Below are 17,892 nucleotides of genomic sequence, written 5' to 3' on the forward strand. Positions count from 1 at the left end.
GCCGGGGTCCCGGAGAGGCCGCCGGGGTCCCGCGAGGGTGCGGGGCTCCTGAACGTGCGGAGGTGCCCGCGGCGGCCTCATGCCGCCGCCGGGTGCTCCGTCACCTCGACGCCCGCCAGCACCTCGTCGTAGACCGCCCGGTCGAACTCGCCCGCCACCGGGGCCCGTACGGCCGCCGCCGACAGGGCCACCGCGCGGGCGAGCCGGTCCGGCCAGGGTGCCTCCTCGACCAGCCCGGACAGCAGCCCGGCGACCGCCGCGTCCCCGGCCCCGGTCGGATTGCCCGCCAGCCGGCGCGGCGGGGCGGCGCGCCAGGCGCCGTGGGCGGTGACCGCGAGCATGCCGTGCGGGCCGAGCGAGGCGGCCACCGCTCGGGCCCCGCGCCGCCGGGCGTCGCGCGCGGCGCGCAGCGGGTCGGTGGAGCCGGTGAGCCCGGCGAGCTCATCGATATTGGGCTTGACGAGATGGGGGCGGGCGGCGATGCCCCGGCGCAGCGGTTCGCCGCTGGTGTCCAGCAGGGTGGGCACGCCCGCCGCATGCGCCTCCCGGATGAGCTGGGCGTACGTCCCGACCGGGACCCCGGGTGGCAGGCTGCCGCACAGCGCGACCGCCGACGCCTCGCGCAGCAGCCGGCCGTAAGCGTCCATGAAGGTGGACCACTCGGGGGTGGTGACGATCGGGCCGGGCTCGTTGAGCTGGGTGGTGTCGCCCGTGGTGGCGTCCACGACGCCGATGGTGCGCCGGGTGGTGCCGGCGATGGGGACCAGTGCGTCGGTGATCGTTCCGTGCGGTGCCCCGGGGCCGGTGCCGGGTACGGCGATTCCGCCGAGCAGTTGCCGCAGCACCCCGCCGGTGACCCCGCCGACGAGGCCGGTGACGACGGTGTCGTGGCCCAGGGCGGCCAGCACCCGGGCCACGTTGAGGCCCTTGCCGCCGGGCCGTTCGGTGACCTCGGTGACGCGGTGGGTGGCGTGCGGACGCAGTTCCGGCACCCGGTAGGTGACGTCGAGGGCGGTGTTGAGCGTGACCGTGAGGATCACCCTGGCATCCCCTCTCCCGTCCCCCCGCCGGACGGAGATTCCTGTGCTGAACGCGACTGTGTGCCGAGCCGTGCGTACGCGTGCCCGAGTCCGTAGCCGTGCCCGAGCGCGTGCCCGTACCTGAGCCCGTGCCCGAGCGATCATGCCAAAACGAGTGGCTTCGGCCCAGACCTCCGTGTCGTTCTGGACACCGTCATCGCCCCCCGGAATCAGGGCACTTCAGCCCAGTTCGGGATGGACCACCCAACCGCCCCGGTGCATCACGCCCCGCAGCCGGAAGTCGTCGTCGAGCACGACGAGATCCGCGTCCTTGCCCACCTCGAGCGAGCCCACCCGGTCGGCGATGCCCAGCAGCCGGGCCGGGGTCGCGGACAGCGCCCGCACGGTCTGCTCCACGCCGAGCCCGTCGATCGTGACGGCCCGCCGGAAGGCCCGGTCCAGGGTGAGGGTGGAGCCCGCGATGGAGCCGGCCGTCGGTCCGTCGCTGATCCGCGCGACGCCGTCCTTGACCTCGACCTCCATGGGGCCGAGCGGATAGCGCCCGTCGTTCATGCCCGCCGCGCCCATCGCGTCGGTGATGAAGGCGACCCGGTCCGCGCCCGCCCGGTGGAACGCCAGCTCCAGCATGGCGGGGTGCAGATGGGTGCCGTCGTTGATCAGCTCGATGGTGACCCGTTCGTCCTCCAGCAGCGCGGCGATCGGGCCGGGGGCGCGGTGCAGCAGCGACGGCATCGCGTTGAACAGGTGGGTCGCCACGGTCGCGCCCGCCTCCACGGCCTCCCGCGTCGCCTCGTACGTCGAGTCGGTGTGGCCGACGGCCGCGAGGACGCCGCTGTCGGCCAGCAGCCGTACGGACTCCAGCCCGCCCGGCAGTTCGGGCGCGAGGGTCATCATCCGCGCGGTGCCGCGCGCCGCGTCCACCAGCTTGCGCACATCCGCCGGATCGGGCGCGCGCAGCAGCGATGGCTGGTGGGCGCCGCAGCGGTGGGGGGAGATGAACGGCCCCTCGAAGTGGATGCCCGCCAACTCGCCCTGCTCCACCAGCTCCGAGAGGGCGGCGGCCTGCCGGGCGAGGTCGTCCAGGTCGCCGGTGACGGTGGAGGCGAGCATCGTGGTGGTGCCGTGCTGCCGGTGCGTACGGATGGCGGTCAGCGACTCCTCGGGGGTGCCCGCCGAGAACGAGGCGCCGCCGCCGCCGTGCACATGCAGGTCCACGAAGCCGGGGACGATCCAGCGGCCCGGCAGGTCGAGCGCCTCCACCGCCTCCCCGCCCCGGCCGGCCGCGGGGTCGGCCGGCGGTCCGGCCGCGGTGATGCGCGTGCCCTCGACCGTCACCCGCCCGTTGTCGACCACGCCTCCCGGCAGGACCACCCGGGCGCCTGTGAGAACCGTTCGCTGGACCATCAGGCGGTTACCTCCGTGGAGAGTCGATCCCAGGCGAGCAGTCCCGCGCCCAGGCAGCCGGCGGTGTCCCCGAGGGCCGCCGGGACGATACGGGGAAGCTGCTGGAAGGTGAGCCGCTCCTCGACCGCGGTGCGCAGCGGCGCGAACAGGGTCTCCCCGGCCTCGGCCAGCCCACCGCCGACGATCAGCACACCGGGGTCCAGCAGGGTGAGGCCGGTCACCAGGCCGTCGGCGAGCGCGCTCACCATCTCCCCCCATACGGCCGCGGCCCGCGGTTCGCCGGACCGGACGGCCTTGGCGCAGTCGGCGGCGTCGGCCGCCGGATCGCCGCTCGCAGCGGCCCAGGCGCGGCCGACCGCCGCCGCCGAGGCGAGCGTCTCCAGGCAGCCGGACTGGCCGCAGCCGCAGGCGGGGCCGCCGGGCCGGACGACGATATGGCCGATCTCGCCGGAGGAGCCGTGCGCTCCGGGGTCGATCCGCCCGTCGATGCCGATGGCGCCCGCGATGCCGGTGCCGACGGAGACGAACAGGAAGCGCCGCGCGCCCTCGCCCGCTCCCATCCGCCCCTCGGCCAGCCCGCCCATCCGGACGTCGTGGCCGAGCGCGACCGGGATCCCGCCCAGCCGCTCGGTGAGCAGCGCGCGCAGCGGGATGTCGCTCCAGCCGAGGTTGGCGGCGAAGACGGCCACCCCGCGGTCCTCGTCCAGGACCCCGGGCACGCCGACGCCCGCGGCCACCGGGGGCCCGCCGAACCGCCGCTCGCCGATCTCGCGCAGCTCGGCGGCGAAGTCGAGGATCGCGGCGACGACCGCCTCGGGTCCGCGCTCCCGCTCGGTGGGCCTCCGGGCCTCGTGGAGGAGTGTGGTGTCCGCCCCGATCAGGGCGGCCTTCATACCGGTGCCGCCCACATCCAGGGCGATGACGTGTTTCACATGGAACAGTCTCGCGCGATCCACCATGAGAGGTCTAGTCCACTCGCCGCTTCTCGTCAGGAGATCACGCCGTTGCCGGTAAGGGAGTTGGTATGAACCTACTCCTCCGCTTGTGAGTGGGTGACACATCGCACTTTGGCGTGTAACAACCCGCTCACCTGGGAAAGTGAACCGCCGATATCGAAGCGATATGCCCATGGTGTAGACCTTGTGGAGGTTTGCAAGGCAGACTCGCTCGACCTCGGGGGAGGACCCTGGAGGATGAAACAAGCCATAGGGTGGGAAAACAGCGGTGCAGCGGCGACGGTTCTTGGGTCTGACAACGGCGGGTGTCGCGGCGGTGACGACGGCACCGGGGCTCACGGCCTGTGGCAGCGACAGCTCCGGCTCGGACGGTGACACCACGCTGAAGGTGGTCGCGGCCGACTACGGCGACAGCACCGCCAACAGCTCCCAGAAGTACTGGAACAAGCTGGCCCGGGCCTTCGAGGCCAAGAACAGCGGGACCAAGGTCGACGTCAAGGTCTACAGCTGGACCGAAGTGGACCGGCGCGTCGCCGACATGGTCAAGAGCGGTCAGGCCCCGGACATCGCGCAGATCGGCGCGTACGCCGACTACGCCGCGCAGGGCAAGCTCTACCGCGCCGACGAGATGCTCGCCATCCCCACCCAGGCCGGTTTCATCACCTCGATCGCCCATGCGGGCGAGGTGCGGCGGGTGCAGTACGGGGTGCCGTTCGTGGCCAGCGCCCGGCTGCTCTTCTACAACAAGAAGCTCTTCGACCAGGCCGGCATATCCTCCGCCCCCACCAGCTGGGACGAGCTCAAGGAGGCGGCCGCCCGGCTCAAGGCCGGCGGGGTGAAGATCCCGTACGCGCTGCCGCTCGGCCCCGAGGAGTGCCAGGCCGAGACCATGATGTGGATGCTCAGCGGCGGTGGCGGCTACACCGACGCCAACGGCAGCTACACCATCGACTCCACCGAGAACATCGAGACCTTCGAATGGCTGCGGGACGAGCTGGTCGGCGCGGACCTCACCGGCCCCGGCTCCCCGGCCCGCACCAACCGGCAGGACGCCTTCGACGCCTTCACCCGCGGCGAGGTCGGCATGCTCAACGGCCACCCGACCCTGATGCAGCAGGCGTCCGGCCACGGCATCAGCTACGGCACCGCGCCGCTCCCCGGCCGCAGGGGCAAGTCCCCGTCGACGATGGGCGTCGCCGACTGGCTGATGGCCTTCAAGCAGAACGGCCACCGCACGCAGATCGGGAAGTTCCTCGACTTCGTCTACACCGAGAAGAACGTGCTGGACTTCGTCACCGAGTACGACCTGCTGCCGGTGACCACCGCCGTCGAGCAGACGATGCTCGGCGACCGCGAGTACAAGCGGCTGTGGCGGTTCCTCGACGAACTGGAGAGTGCCGAGTTCTACCCGGCCGACAAGACCTCCTGGGCGGAGGTCAGCAAGCTGATCAAGCAGAAGATCGGCTCGACGGTGACCAAGGGCGGCGACCCGACGAGCGTGCTGGGCCAGATCCAGCGCGAGGCCGACGCCATGGAGAATGCGGGGGCATGACAGTGGACACGCCCGGCCCCGGCCCCGACCCTTCCGAAGACCCCGCCGGCCAGGAGCGGGATGAGGGCCCGGAGGCCGGGCTGTCCGACCGCGACCAGGCCGTGCTCGCCGTGGAGCGCCGCGGCTGGCCGGGCCCCGGCGCCAAGGAGCGGGCGATACGGGAGCGGCTGGGCATCTCCCCGACCCGCTACTATCAGCTGCTGAACGCGCTGTTGGACGACCCCAGGGCCCTGGAGCACGACCCGGTGACCGTCAACCGGCTGCGGCGGGTCAGGGACGAGCGCCGCGAACGCCGCTGAGGCGGACCTCCCCGGGCGGTTCACCGGGACTCTCCCGGGCGGTTCGCCGGGGCCATGCCCGGGCGGGACCTCCCCGGACCGTTCGCCGGGACCTCCCCGGGCCGTTGACGGGTACCCTCCCGGGCCGTCCGCCGGGGGACGCCCGGGCGGTTCACCGGTGGGATGTCCGAGCCGTTCACCGGTGGGACGCCCGAGCCGTTCAGCGGTGGGCCGTCCGGGCCGTTCACCGGGGGGACGTCCGGGGGAAGCCCGTGGGGCCGCCGGGCCCGGTAGGGTCACCGGCATGGGCAGCGCTATGGGCAGTCACCCCCTCCCCGTACCTACCACCGCCGCCGGCCGCGAGGGCCTCGCCGCCCTCCTCGAACGGCCCGGCCGCGCCGTTGTCGGACTCGACTTCGACGGCACCCTCGCCGAGATCGTCCCCGACCCCGACCAGGCCCGCGCCCACCCCGGCGCCGTCCCCGCGCTCTCCCGGCTGGCCCCGCGGCTGCGCTCCGTCGCGGTGATCACCGGCCGTCCGGCCGAGGTCGCCGTCCGGTACGGCGGCTTCGCCGGGGCCGAGGGGCTGAACGGGCTCGTCGTCCTCGGTCTCTACGGCGCCGAGCGCTGGGACGCGGCGAGTGGCGCCGTCCAGGCGCCCGAACCGCACCCCGGCGTCGCCGCCGTCCAGGCCGAACTCCCCGCCGTCCTCGCGGAGTACGGCGCCTCGCGGGGCACCTGGATCGAGGACAAGGGCCGCGCCGTCGCCGTCCACACCCGCCGTGCCGAGGACCCGCAGGCCACGTTCGAGCTGCTGCGCGCGCCGCTGCACGCCCTGGCCGAGCGCCATGGGCTGATCGTCGAGCCCGGCCGGCTGGTGCTGGAGCTGCGGCCGCCGGGCATGGACAAGGGCGTCGCCCTCACGGAGTACGTACGGCGCACCGGCGCGGAGGCCGTTCTCTACGCGGGCGACGACCTGGGCGACCTGGCCGCGTTCGGGGCGGTGGAGCGGCTGCGCGAGGAGGGTGTGCCGGGGGTGCTGGTGTGCAGTGGCAGCACGGAGGTGACCGAACTCGCCCAGCGGGCCGACCTGGTGGTCGACGGCCCGGCGGGCGTGGTGGAGCTGCTGTCGTCCCTGGCCGACGCGGTCGGCGGCGCCAACGCGGTCGGCGGCGCCAACGCCTCGTAAGAGCCCTACAGCGCCCGCAGCTGCGCCAGGAACCATGCCTGGGGCGGCAGCGCGGTCGCGGCGGCGGCGAGTCGCTTCGTACGGTCCGCGCGCTCGCCGTCGCTCATGCGCAGCGCCTCGTCCAGTGCCCGGGCGGTGGCCTCCACGTCGTACGGGTTCACCACCAGCGCGTCGTCGCCCAGCTCGGCGTGGGCCCCCGCCTCCCGTGACAGCACCAGCGCACATCCCCGCTCGGAGACCACCGGGACCTCCTTGGCCACCAGGTTCATCCCGTCCCGGATGGGGTTGACCAGCGCCACGTCCGCCAGTCGGTAGGCCGCGAGCGACCGTGCGAAGTCGTCCTTCACATGCAGGGCGACCGGGGTCCAGCCCTCCGTGCCGTACTCGGCGTTGATCTCCTCCGCGATCCGCCGCACCCGCTCGGTGTAGTCGCGGTAGACCGCGAGGTCCTGGCGGGAGGGGTAGGCGAAGGCCACGTGCACCACGCGCTCCCGCCACTCGGGGTGGGTCTCCAGCAGCCGCCGGTAGGCCAGCAGCCCGCGCACGATGTTCTTGGACAGCTCGGTGCGGTCCACCCGGACGATCGACTTCCGGTCCGGCCCGATCTGCGCCCGCAGACTGGTCAGCCGTTCGTCCACATCCTCCTGCCGCGACCGCTGCCGCAGGAAGTCCGCGTCCGCGCCCAGGCCGTGGACGCCCAGCCGGGTCTCCCGCCCCTCGAAGCGCACGGCCGTCGCCGCGCCCTCGCCGTTCCCGTCACCGTCACTGTCGCCGTCGCCGTCGCGGACGATCTCCGCGCCCAGCACGGCCGCGCAGCAGTCGGCGAAGGCACCGGCCCAGCGCTCGGTGAGGAACGCGGCGCGGTCGCCGCCGAGGATGCCGCGCAGCACACCCGCCGCGACGTCGTCCGGCAGCAGCCGGTAGTAGTCCGGCGGGGCCCAGGGGGTGTGCGAGAAGTGACCGATCCGCAGATCGGGGCGCCGCTCGCGGAGCATCGCGGGCACCAGCGCCAGGTGGTAGTCCTGCACCAGGACGACGGCCTCGTCCACCGCCTCCTCGGCGAGCGCGTCCGCGAAGGCCGCGTTATACGCCTCGTAGGCCGCCCACTGGTCGGCGAACTCCGCGTCGAAGACCGGCTCGACCGGGGTCTGGTAGAGCAGATGGTGGATGAACCACAGCACCGAATTGGCGATGCCGTTGTACGCGGCGGCGAAGACATCCGGCGCGATGTCGAGCATCCGCACCTGCTGGCCGCCGGTGTCACCGGGGTTCAGATGGCTGTCCCCGGCGCGCCGGGCCGCCTCGCGGTCATCCTCCCCGAGCGCCGCGCACACCCACACCGCGTTCGCGTCGGGGCCGATGGCGCTGAGGCCGGAGACCAGCCCGCCACCGCCGCGCCGGGCGGTGAGCGAGCCGTCCTCGCCCAGGGTGTACGAGACCGGACCGCGGTTGGAGGCGACCAGGATCGGAGCGGTGCGCGGAACTGCCATGTCGCGAGCCTAGCCAGCCACGACCCCGCGCAAACGTACGTACGGTTTCTTGCCCCGTAGGCGGTAGGGGGCGGCCTGTTTCCGACCAGTGGCCGCTATCCCGCGCCGCCCGGGTGCGTCACGCCGCGCGCCGCTCCGCGTACTCCGGTATCTCGATCATCGGCGGCCGTTCCTCGGTGTCCACGTCCGTGGTGCGCGGCTCGAAGCCGGTCTCGCCCCGGTCGAACTGGGTCAGCCGCGGCCGCACCAAATGGCCCCGGGCCAGCCGCAGCTGCGCGGTGCGGTAGATCGCGGCGGCCATCCGGCCCAGCGCCAGCCCGTCCTGGTGGCGGTGTTTGCGCACCCCGATGTCCACCTGGCCGAGCGCGTCGAGGCCCACCGTGTGCAGCGCGTCGACCAGCAGCCCCAGCTCGACCCCGTAGCCGACCGGGAAGGGCAGCCGCTCCAGCAGCGTGCGGCGGGCCGCGTACTCACCGCCCAGCGGCTGGACGAATCCGGCCAGCTGGGGCCAGTGCAGATTCAGCAGCGGGCGGGCGACCAGTTCGGTGACCCGTCCGCCCTGGCCCGCCACATCGCCGAGCGGGCGGTCGTACATGCCCTTCACCAGCTGCAGCGCGGGGTCGGTCAGCAGCGGCCCGACGATCCCGGAGACAAAGCGCGGATCGAATTCCCGCAGGTCGGCGTCGATGAAGCAGATGATGTCGCCGCGCGTGGCCAGCAGGGACCGCCACAGCACCTCGCCCTTGCCGGGCAGCGCGGGCAGCCGGGGCAGCAGCGAGTCGCGGGGGACGACGGTGGCGCCCGCCGCCGCGGCGACCTCGGCGGTGCGGTCCGTCGAGCCGGAGTCCAGCACCACCAGCTCGTCCACCAGCGGCGCCGCCTCGCCCATCAGCTCCCGGCGGATGATCGCGGCGATCTCGCCGACCGTGGCCTCCTCGTTCAGGGCGGGCAGGACCACGCTCAGGGTCGTCGCCGAGCCCCGCTTCGCGTCGAGCAGGCGGTCCAGCGGCCGGTCGTCGGCCGACCAGGAGCGGTGCTTCAGCCAGTGCTCCACCTCTTCCAGCACCTGTGTCTCTCCCTGCCGTGGTCGCTGTGATCCATCTCGCGCTTCGGACGGCTAGCTCAACCATCCGGGCCTTCGGTTACAGTCTTGAACAACGCACGTGACCGTCGTATGTCGGGGTCGACCTCGGTGTTTACCGAGGAAGCCCGTGATGATGCCGTGCTGACAAACGCCCGGGTCCGCCCGGTGCCATACCGCTCATCCAGAGGGGCAGAGGGAACGGCCCGTTGAAGCCCCGGCAACCCTCCAGCTGATCTCGCATTCCGCAGCGAGGCTCCCAGCTCGGGAAGGTGCCAATTCCGTCTCGTGGCGAAATGCGTCGCGAGGAAGATGAGGAGAAAGGGCCTCGCCATCCATGGCTGTGCAGTCAGTAGAAAGCTCAACTGTTTCCTCCGCGTCCTCCGCCTCCGACGCCTCCGGTGCCTTCGGTCCCGCCATCGCATTGTCCTGCCGGGAGTGCGGTGAGCGGTTCGATCTGGGCCCGATCTTCGCGTGTGAGGTCTGTTTCGGGCCGCTCGAGGTCGCGTACGAGCTGCCGGCCGGCGACCCGGAGGGGCTGCGCCGGCGGATCGAGGCCGGTCCGAACAGCATCTGGCGCTATGCCCCGCTGCTGCCCGTCCCGGCGGACGTGGCGGACCTGCCCAGCCTGCACCCGGGCTTCACCCAGCTGGTCAAGGCCGACAACCTCGCCCGTGAGCTCGGCGTCACCGGTGAGCTGCACATCAAGGACGACTCCGGCAACCCGACCCACTCCTTCAAGGACCGGGTCGTCGCCATCGCCGTCCAGGCCGCCCGCACCTTCGGCTTCACCACCCTCTCCTGCTCCTCCACCGGCAACCTCGCCGGCGCGGTCGGTGCCGCGGCCGCCCGGGCGGGCTTCCGCTCCTGCGTCTTCATCCCGCACGACCTGGAGGCGGGCAAGGTCGTCATGGCCGCGGTCTACGGCGGTGAGCTGGTCGGCATCGAGGGCACCTACGACGACGTCAACCGCTTCTGCAGCGAGCTGATCGGCGACCCGGTCGGCGAGGGCTGGGGCTTCGTCAACGTCAATCTGCGGCCGTACTACGGCGAGGGCTCCAAGACCCTGGCCTACGAGATCTGCGAGCAGCTCGGCTGGCGGCTGCCGGACCAGATCGTCATCCCGATCGCCTCCGGCTCCCAGCTCACCAAGATCGACAAGGGGCTGAAGGAGCTGATCGCGATCGGGCTGGTCGAGGACAAGCCCTACAAGATCTTCGGCGCCCAGGCCGAGGGCTGCTCCCCGGTCTCCGCCGCCTTCAAGGCCGGCCATGACGTCGTGCGGCCGCAGAAGCCGCAGACCATCGCCAAGTCACTGGCCATCGGCAACCCCGCGGACGGCCCGTACGTCCTGGACATCGCCCGCCGCACGGGCGGCGCGGTGGAGGACGTGAACGACGAGCAGATCGTCGACGCGATCAAGCTGCTCGCCCGCACCGAGGGGATCTTCGCGGAGACCGCGGGCGGGGTGACCGTCGGCGTGACCAAGAAGCTGATCGAGGACGGTCTGCTCGACCCGTCCCTGACGACCGTCGTGCTCAACACCGGCGACGGCCTCAAGACCCTCGACGCGGTGGCCCCCACCACGGGTCCCTCCGCCATCATCCGCCCCACCCTTGACTCGTTCCGAGAGGCTGGTCTCGCATGAGCGTCAACGTCCGAATCCCGACCATCCTGCGCACGTACACCGCCGGTCAGGCCGAGGTTCCCGCCGAGGGTGCGACCCTCGCCGAGGTCCTGGCGGATCTGGAGAAGAACCACCAGGGCATCGCGGCCCGCGTGCTGGACGACACCGGCAAGCTCCGCCGCTTCGTCAACGTCTACGTCAACGACGACGACGTCCGCTTCGCCGACGGCCTGGCCACGGCGACCCCGGACGGTGCCGGGATCTCGATCATCCCGGCGGTCGCGGGCGGCTGCTGACCCCGCGCCCACCCTCCTCACCTTTGGCATCGCCCCGTCCGGGGACAACCGGACGGGGCGATTCCGTGTGTGGAATCGCGATACAGTTGCCCGGATTCCCCGATGGCCCCCGGGCCGGAACCACATATGAGAACTCGTCAAGTTGTGCGTAAAGTGTGAGCACGAATTGTCGGGTTGGTTCCCTATGTCCCGCCCGGCTTGCCCGGACTTCACATAATTTCTCACTTTTAACCGTTCGACCGCGCCCAGAATTCTCGTCCGATTGACCTGTTGCAGAGGGCGTTGGGACGGATACATTCAGCGGCGGTCGACGCGTTCCGGCGCACACCCCCCACATCCGGGGGGTGAGGTCTGACCCGGGTCCGCGGAGTGCGGTCCTGCGCAAGGGCCAGCAATAGGGGAGTTAGGAATGGCTCAGGGCACCGTCAAGTGGTTCAACGCGGAGAAGGGGTACGGCTTCATCGCGGTCGACGGTGGTGCGGACGTGTTCGTCCACTACAGCGCGATCCAGATGGACGGGTACCGCACCCTCGAGGAAGGCCAGCGGGTCGAGTTCGAGATCTCGCAGGGTCAGAAGGGCCCGCAGGCCGACATGGTCCGCGTGGCCGTAGGCTGACGCGCCGACGCGACGCAGCTGAACAGTACAGTCCGAAGGGTCCGTGTCCCGGCCAGGGTACGGACCCTTCGGCGTGTCCGCGCTGATCATTACGGGGTTGGCGCGGGGGTTGATGCGGACGGGAGCGCTTGTGCCCACCCGTCACGGCCGCTTGCACTCTATAGGCCCGAGTGCTAATCATTGGCGTTAGCACTCTGACGTTGAGAGTGACAGAAGGACCGGGTCGGTGAGGCCCGCCAGGCCATGCGGGGCAAGGAACCGTACGGCAGGCAGGCCGTCCGTCGCGGGCGCCAGCGCGGTCCGGAGCAATCCACCCCGTCTTGGGAGGACCACTTCACATGGCCAAGATCATCGCGTTCGACGAGGAGGCGCGGCGCGGCCTCGAGCGCGGGATGAACCAGCTCGCCGACGCCGTCAAGGTCACCCTCGGCCCCAAGGGCCGCAACGTCGTCCTCGAGAAGAAGTGGGGCGCCCCCACGATCACCAACGATGGTGTTTCCATCGCCAAGGAGATCGAGCTCGAGGACGCGTACGAGAAGATCGGCGCCGAGCTGGTCAAGGAGGTCGCGAAGAAGACGGACGACGTCGCCGGTGACGGCACGACGACCGCGACCGTCCTCGCCCAGGCGCTCGTCAAGGAGGGCCTCCGCAACGTCGCCGCGGGTGCCAACCCGATGGCGCTCAAGCGGGGTATCGAGAAGGCCGTCGAGGCCGTCTCCGCCCAGCTCCTCGAGCAGGCCAAGGACGTGGAGACCAAGGAGCAGATCGCCTCCACCGCCTCCATCTCCGCCGCCGACACCCAGATCGGCGAGCTCATCGCCGAGGCGATGGACAAGGTCGGCAAGGAAGGTGTCATCACCGTCGAGGAGTCGCAGACCTTCGGGCTCGAGCTCGAGCTCACCGAGGGCATGCGCTTCGACAAGGGCTACATCTCCCCGTACTTCGCGACGGACATGGAGCGTATGGAGGCGTCGCTCGACGACCCGTACATCCTGATCGTCAACTCCAAGATCAGCAGCGTGAAGGACCTCCTCCCGCTGCTCGAGAAGGTCATGCAGTCGGGCAAGCCGCTGCTGATCATCGCCGAGGACGTCGAGGGCGAGGCCCTGGCCACCCTGGTCGTCAACAAGATCCGTGGCACCTTCAAGTCCGTCGCCGTCAAGGCCCCGGGCTTCGGTGACCGCCGTAAGGCCATGCTCGGTGACATCGCCATCCTCACCGGTGGCACCGTCATCTCCGAGGAGGTCGGCCTCAAGCTCGAGAACGCCGGTCTCGACCTGCTCGGCCGCGCCCGCAAGGTCACCGTCACCAAGGACGAGACCACCATCGTGGACGGCGCCGGCGACACCGACCAGGTGCAGGGCCGCGTCAACCAGATCCGCGCCGAGATCGAGTCCTCGGACTCGGACTACGACCGCGAGAAGCTGCAGGAGCGCCTGGCGAAGCTGGCCGGCGGCGTGGCCGTCATCAAGGCCGGTGCCGCCACCGAGGTCGAGCTCAAGGAGCGCAAGCACCGCATCGAGGACGCGGTGCGCAACGCCAAGGCGGCCGTCGAGGAGGGCATCGTCGCCGGTGGTGGCGTGGCCCTGCTGCAGACCGTCTCGGTCTTCGAGAAGCTGGAGCTCGAGGGTGACGAGGCCACCGGTGCCCAGGCCGTGCGCCTGGCCCTGGAGGCCCCGCTGAAGCAGATCGCGGTCAACGCCGGTCTCGAGGGCGGCGTCGTGGTCGAGAAGGTGCGCAACCTGACCCCGGGTCACGGCCTCAACGCCGCGACCGGTGAGTACGTGGACCTGATCGCCGAGGGCATCATCGACCCGGCCAAGGTCACGCGCTCCGCGCTGCAGAACGCCGCGTCGATCGCCGCGCTGTTCCTCACCACCGAGGCCGTCATCGCCGACAAGCCGGAGAAGGCCGCCCCGGCGGGCGCTCCGGGCGGTATGCCGGGCGGTGACATGGACTTCTGATCGACTCGGCGCGTTCGTTCGCCGGTCGGTCGTACCGTCCAGGACGTCGGGGCGGCACCCTCTCCCAGGGGTGCCGCCCCGACGGCGTTCTGGGGGCCGGGCCCCGGCTGCGGGAGCAGGCGTATCCGGGCTTACCGCTCAGCCGCATCGAGGGCGGCGCGCAGATGGCCGTGTGCCTCGGCGAGCAGCTTCTCGGCGGTCGGGGCGTCCACCTCGCCCAGGATGGTGAGGATCGCGTTCTTCACCTCGCCGTCCGTGGCCGCCAGCGCGCTCTCGATCCGCTGGTCGGAGGCGCCGGTCGCCAGGAAGACGATCCTCCGCGAGCGGGCGCGCAGCTTGTCGTTGGAGGCGCGCACATCGACCATCAGATTTCCGAAGGTCTTGCCCAGCCGGATCATGGTGATGGTCGAGATCATGTTGAGCACCAGCTTCTGAGCCGTGCCCGCCTTCAGCCGGGTCGAGCCGGTGAGCAGCTCCGGTCCCACGACGATCTCGATGCCGTGGTCGGCCGCGGCGGCGAGCGCCGAGCCGGCGTTGCAGGACAGCCCGACGGTGAGCGCGCCGAGCCGTCGGCCGTGTTCGACCGCGCCCACGGCGTACGGGGTGCGGCCGGAGGCCGAGACGCCGACCACCGTGTCGTCGGGGCCGACCCCGAGCAGGTCGAGGTCCCGGGCGGCCAGTTCCGCGCTGTCCTCCGCGCCCTCGACCGAGGTCACCACGGCGTCCGGGCCGCCCGCGATCACCCCGACGACCTGCTCGGGCCGGGTGTTGAAGGTGGGCGGGCATTCGCTCGCGTCGAGCACCCCGAGCCGTCCGGCGGTGCCCGCGCCCGTATAGAGGAGACGGCCGCCGCGGGACATCCGCGCGGCGATGGCGTCGATGGCGGCGGCGATGCGGGGGAGCTGGAGGGCGACGGCGGTGGGGACGCCGGCGTCCTCCGCGTTCATGATCCGGGCGATCTCGAGGGTTTCCAGCCGGTCGATCTCGGCGAGTTCGGGGCGGAACGCCTCGGTGGTCAGGGTGTCGAGCTGGGCGCGGAGCCGGGTGGAGTCCTGGTCGGCCGCGGAGTCGGTGGGGTCGGCTGCGAAGTCGGCGGAAGTCATGGCGAAGCGGCTCTTTCCGGTACGTCAGGGCGGGGGTGGGGGTGACGGTGACTGACTGGCGGGCAGCCACCGGGCGAAGCGATGATCGGTGCCCGGCTCAGCGATGCCCGGGACGCGGGTCGTGGCGGTGCGCGAGGGCCTCGTACGACGCGGAGAGAGCGGGCGCGGCCGATTCGTACGTCCGCTGGGCGACCCCTATGAACAGGCAGTCCACCACCAGCAGCTGGCTGGTGCGGCTGGACATGGCCGCCGGGCGCAGCTCGCTCTCCCGGGCGGTGGAGGTGGTGAGCACCAGGTCCGCGTACTGCGCGACCTCGCCGTCCGGCCGTCCGGTGATCGCGACGGTGGTGGCGCCGCGCTCGAAGGCCACCCGCAGCGGCTCGATGACATCCGTCGTACGCCCGGAGTGGGTGATCGCGATGGCGACGTCGCCGGAATGGAGCTGGACCGCGTTGGTGACCGCGAGATGCGGATCGGCGTGGGCATGGGCTATCAGCCCGATCCGCAGCAGCTTCTGGACCAGGTCCTGGCCGACGAGGCTGGACGCCCCCACCCCGTACACATCGATCCGGCGGGCCGTGGCCAGCGCCGATACGGCGGCCTCGACCTGGCTGGTGTCCAGGACGGCGGCGGTGTCGGCCAGACACTGCTGCTCCTCGCGCGCCAGCTTGGTGACCACATCGGCGATCGGATCGTCGACCGCGATGTCCGCGGTGACGGCCGGGGCCCGCCCGGCCGCCTGGTGTGCGGCGAGCGCGGCGAGCGCGATGCGCAGATCGCGATATCCGGGGTAGCCGAGCAGCCGGGAGGTGCGGACGACCGTGGCCTCGCTGGTGCCGGTCCGCTCGGCGAGCCCGGTGACGGTGAGCGCCGCGCATCCGGCCGGATCCCCCGCCACGGCCTCGGCCACGCGCTGCATGGAGCGGGTCATGGAGGGGCCTAACGTGCGCACCTTCGCGGCGAGGGCTGCCGGAGCGGGCGGGGTGGGATCGGATTGCGGAGGTGGCATGAAAGTTTCCTTCAGGTCGCTTCTCATTCGCGAAAACTATTTCCGGCCACTGGGCTCGTCAACCCTCCGTGCGGCGGTGCGGCGGTGCGGCGGTGCGGCGGTGCGGCGGGGCGAGCAGAGCGAGGACGAAGCAAACAGGCGCCAGGAGGAAGCAAAGGTGACAATGGGACCCATGAAGCTCGAACACGCACTGCACGCGGCCCGTGCCCTCGTCCTGGCCGACCTCGCGGCGGGCGAGGTCGCCCGGGCCGATATCGTCTCGCTGGTCGAAGACGCGATCGCGCACCGCCGGTGGTGGGTCGAGCAGTGGCCGGAAGGCGTTGCGTACGTGGCCGGTCTGGTCGCCCAGGACGTCCAGGACGCCCTGCTGGAGCGGTACGGCCGATGGCCGCTGTGCCCCGTCTGCACCCAGGGCGGCGACCTCCACGCCCTCGACGTGGAACCCGAGTTGGGCCCCGACCCGCACTGGGTCTGCGGCAAGACGGCGGTCGCGGTGGCGCCCGTGGGTTCGCTGGGCACCACCCTCTGATGGCCGTACTGATCGACCCGCCTTCGTGGCCGGGCCACGGCCGTCTGTGGTCCCACCTGGTCAGCGATGTCTCCTACGCCGAACTCCACGCCTTCGCCGCCCGCATCGGCGCCCCGCGCCGAGGCTTCGACCGTGACCACTACGACCTGCCGAGCGAGCTGTACGCGAAGGCGGTGGGGGCGGGCGCGGAGGAGGTCGGCAGCAAGGAACTCCTCCGCCGTCTGAAGTCCGCGGGCCTCCGCCGCCGCAAGCGGGGCGCGAACGCGGACTGACCGGTGCGGGCGGGCCCGCGGCGGGCCCTGTCCACCGGCCGCCCGGTACGGCCGCCGCGTCCTCGCCGCGCGTAGGTCTGGGCGCGCTGCCGCGCCGTCGCTCGTGACCCCGGGGGCGGCCGCACCGCGGTGGTATGGCGGGCATCAAGCCCAGCTTTGGGGCCAAGGTGAGTGCCCCGCGCGGGCGGCGGCGTCGCCGCGACCGGTTAGTGCGTTGTGCGCGACGGGTCGGGGGCCGCTTCCGTATCCGCCAGGTCGTACGTCGCCGACGTGGCGATGACGCGCGAGGCCCCCGCCGCCCGGTGCAGCCGCATCGCGGCGACCGTCGTCACCGCGCCCGTACCGGCGAGCGCCGCGCCCGTCCAGGCGACGGCCGGGTAGCCCCAGCCCAGGTCGATGACGAGGCCGCCGAGCCACGGGCCCACCGTGTTGCCGATGTTGAAGGCCGAGGTGTTCGTCGCGCCCGCGAGCGTGGGCGCGGCGTTGGCGAGGTTGAACATCCGGGCGTTGAGCGCGGGCGCGGTGAAGAAGGCGGTGAAGCCGAGCAGCAGCGCCAAGGTCACGGCCGCGACCGCGCTGTGCGCGGTCAGCGCCAGTGCGCTCAGCACGACCGTCGAGGCGGAGATGCCCCCGAGCATCGTGCCGAACAGATGCGCGTCCGCGATCCGCCCGCCGAGCACCGTCCCCAGCAGCGCGCCGACCCCGAACAGCGCGAGCACGGTGGGCACCCAGCTCTCGTCCAGCCCCGCCACATCGGTCAGCAGCGGCCCGAGGTAGGAGAACAGGCAGAAGACCGCGCCACCGCTCAGCGCGGTGGCGGCCAGCGCCAGCCACACCTGCCGGTCGCGGTAGATGCGCAACTCGGCCCGCAGCCGCGGCCGGTCGTCCCCGGTCGGCACCTCCGTACGCGGTACGAGCGCGACGACCCCGACCAGCCCGAGCGCAGACAGCCCGGCCACCGCCCAGAAGGCGGCCCGCCACCCCGCGTGCTGCCCGAGCAGCGCCCCGGCGGGGACCCCGGCGATGTTCGCGATGCTCAGCCCGCCGACCATCACCGCCATCGCCTTCGCCCGCGCGTTCACCGGCACCAGCGATACGGCCACCGCGGCGCCCACCGCCCAGAACCCGGCGCACGCGAGCGCGCTGAGGACCCGCGAGGCGAACAGCACTCCGTACGACGGCGCCAGCGCCCCGGCGATCTGCCCGAGCCCGAACACCGCCAGCAGCGCCATCAGCGTCGTCCGCCGCGGCAACCGCAGCGTGGCCGCCGCCAGCACCGGCGCCCCGACCACCATCCCGATCGCGAAGGCCGATATCAGCAATCCGGCCGTGGGGATGGACACGCCCATGTCGCGCGCGACGGGTTGCAGCAGCCCGGACAGCATGAACTCGGAGGTACCGAGGGCGAAGACGGACAGCCCGAGGACATAGACCGCCAGGGGCATGCGGGAGCGAGCGGAATCCGCTGGGGAGGAGGAGGGCATGC

At 72.0% G+C, this 17,892-nt stretch carries 17 protein-coding genes and 1 riboswitch; of the genes, 9 read left to right on the forward strand and 8 right to left on the reverse strand.

All coding sequences use genetic code 11. The features are described 5' to 3' along the window. Positions 1 to 77 precede the first annotated feature (77 nt). The 3 genes from J8403_RS24145 to J8403_RS24155 form a co-directional block, all read right to left on the reverse strand. Positions 78 to 1,040 carry a 1-phosphofructokinase family hexose kinase gene (locus J8403_RS24145; protein WP_211124982.1) on the reverse strand — a complete coding sequence of 321 codons (963 nt, stop codon included), beginning with the start codon at positions 1,038 to 1,040 and terminating at the stop codon, positions 78 to 80. Between the two features lie 219 nt (positions 1,041 to 1,259). Beyond that, a complete protein-coding gene (nagA, locus tag J8403_RS24150; RefSeq protein WP_211124983.1) occupies positions 1,260 to 2,444 on the reverse strand; it encodes an N-acetylglucosamine-6-phosphate deacetylase in 1,185 nt (394 codons plus the stop codon). After that, on the reverse strand, positions 2,444 to 3,376 hold the full coding sequence (locus tag J8403_RS24155; RefSeq protein ID WP_211124984.1) for an ROK family protein: 933 nt from the start codon (positions 3,374 to 3,376) through the stop codon (positions 2,444 to 2,446). The genes nagA and J8403_RS24155 overlap by 1 nt, the downstream gene beginning before the upstream one ends. A gap of 292 nt (positions 3,377 to 3,668) precedes the next feature. Between J8403_RS24155 and J8403_RS24160 the strand changes: the two genes are divergently transcribed. The 3 genes from J8403_RS24160 (at position 3,669) to otsB (ending at position 6,419) form a co-directional block, all read left to right on the forward strand. Then, positions 3,669 to 4,952 (forward strand): extracellular solute-binding protein, encoded by a 1,284-nt coding sequence (locus J8403_RS24160; RefSeq protein WP_211124985.1) that lies wholly within the window; start codon positions 3,669 to 3,671, stop codon positions 4,950 to 4,952. Beyond that, positions 4,949 to 5,251, forward strand: coding sequence for a DUF3263 domain-containing protein (locus tag J8403_RS24165; protein ID WP_246585959.1), 303 nt, complete (start codon positions 4,949 to 4,951; stop codon positions 5,249 to 5,251). The genes J8403_RS24160 and J8403_RS24165 overlap by 4 nt, the downstream gene beginning before the upstream one ends. A 295-nt stretch (positions 5,252 to 5,546) precedes the next feature. Beyond that, the gene (otsB, locus tag J8403_RS24170; RefSeq protein ID WP_211128398.1) at positions 5,547 to 6,419 is read left to right on the forward strand and encodes a trehalose-phosphatase; all 873 of its coding nucleotides are present in this window, start codon (positions 5,547 to 5,549) and stop codon (positions 6,417 to 6,419) included. A gap of 5 nt (positions 6,420 to 6,424) precedes the next feature. On the opposite strand, the gene J8403_RS24175 is transcribed toward otsB, so the two are convergent. Both J8403_RS24175 and J8403_RS24180 read right to left on the reverse strand, forming a co-directional pair. After that, on the reverse strand, positions 6,425 to 7,909 hold the full coding sequence (locus tag J8403_RS24175; RefSeq protein WP_211124986.1) for an alpha,alpha-trehalose-phosphate synthase (UDP-forming): 1,485 nt from the start codon (positions 7,907 to 7,909) through the stop codon (positions 6,425 to 6,427). A 118-nt stretch (positions 7,910 to 8,027) separates the two neighbouring features. Beyond that, positions 8,028 to 8,975 carry a glucosyl-3-phosphoglycerate synthase gene (locus J8403_RS24180; RefSeq protein WP_211124987.1) on the reverse strand — a complete coding sequence of 316 codons (948 nt, stop codon included), beginning with the start codon at positions 8,973 to 8,975 and terminating at the stop codon, positions 8,028 to 8,030. A 192-nt stretch (positions 8,976 to 9,167) separates the two neighbouring features. Continuing rightward, positions 9,168 to 9,309: riboswitch (SAM riboswitch) on the forward strand. Positions 9,310 to 9,327: 18 nt separating this feature from the next. Between J8403_RS24180 and thrC the strand changes: the two genes are divergently transcribed. The 4 genes from thrC to groL all read left to right on the forward strand — a co-directional run bounded on the left by thrC (position 9,328) and on the right by groL (position 13,493). Then, the gene (gene thrC, locus J8403_RS24185) at positions 9,328 to 10,638 is read left to right on the forward strand and encodes a threonine synthase (protein ID WP_211124988.1); all 1,311 of its coding nucleotides are present in this window, start codon (positions 9,328 to 9,330) and stop codon (positions 10,636 to 10,638) included. Continuing rightward, positions 10,635 to 10,913, forward strand: coding sequence for a MoaD/ThiS family protein (locus J8403_RS24190; RefSeq protein ID WP_059142722.1), 279 nt, complete (start codon positions 10,635 to 10,637; stop codon positions 10,911 to 10,913). Before thrC ends, J8403_RS24190 begins: the two co-directional genes overlap by 4 nt. A 409-nt stretch (positions 10,914 to 11,322) precedes the next feature. Next, complete coding sequence (locus J8403_RS24195; RefSeq protein ID WP_009716982.1) at positions 11,323 to 11,529, forward strand: cold-shock protein; 207 nt, start codon at positions 11,323 to 11,325, stop codon at positions 11,527 to 11,529. Between the two features lie 338 nt (positions 11,530 to 11,867). Further along, on the forward strand, positions 11,868 to 13,493 hold the full coding sequence (groL, locus tag J8403_RS24200; protein WP_211124989.1) for a chaperonin GroEL: 1,626 nt from the start codon (positions 11,868 to 11,870) through the stop codon (positions 13,491 to 13,493). Between the two features lie 131 nt (positions 13,494 to 13,624). Here the strand turns inward: groL and murQ are convergent, their stop codons facing one another. Next, positions 13,625 to 14,596 carry an N-acetylmuramic acid 6-phosphate etherase gene (gene murQ, locus J8403_RS24205; protein ID WP_211124990.1) on the reverse strand — a complete coding sequence of 324 codons (972 nt, stop codon included), beginning with the start codon at positions 14,594 to 14,596 and terminating at the stop codon, positions 13,625 to 13,627. Between the two features lie 97 nt (positions 14,597 to 14,693). Continuing rightward, positions 14,694 to 15,632, reverse strand: a complete 939-nt coding sequence (locus tag J8403_RS24210; protein WP_211124991.1) for a MurR/RpiR family transcriptional regulator — start codon at positions 15,630 to 15,632, stop codon at positions 14,694 to 14,696. Positions 15,633 to 15,777: 145 nt separating this feature from the next. Here J8403_RS24210 and J8403_RS24215 point away from each other — a divergent pair, with 145 nt between their 5' ends. Then, a complete protein-coding gene (locus J8403_RS24215; RefSeq protein ID WP_211124992.1) occupies positions 15,778 to 16,134 on the forward strand; it encodes a hypothetical protein in 357 nt (118 codons plus the stop codon). After that, complete coding sequence (locus J8403_RS24220; protein ID WP_211124993.1) at positions 16,134 to 16,406, forward strand: DUF4031 domain-containing protein; 273 nt, start codon at positions 16,134 to 16,136, stop codon at positions 16,404 to 16,406. The genes J8403_RS24215 and J8403_RS24220 overlap by 1 nt, the downstream gene beginning before the upstream one ends. A gap of 206 nt (positions 16,407 to 16,612) precedes the next feature. On the opposite strand, the gene J8403_RS24225 is transcribed toward J8403_RS24220, so the two are convergent. Then, entirely contained in the window at positions 16,613 to 17,851 is a 1,239-nt protein-coding gene (locus J8403_RS24225; protein WP_246585960.1) for a Cmx/CmrA family chloramphenicol efflux MFS transporter, read from the reverse strand. Positions 17,852 to 17,892: the final 41 nt, after the last annotated feature.

Source organism: Streptomyces yatensis, from assembly GCF_018069625.1.
Taxonomy (GTDB): domain Bacteria; phylum Actinomycetota; class Actinomycetes; order Streptomycetales; family Streptomycetaceae; genus Streptomyces; species Streptomyces yatensis.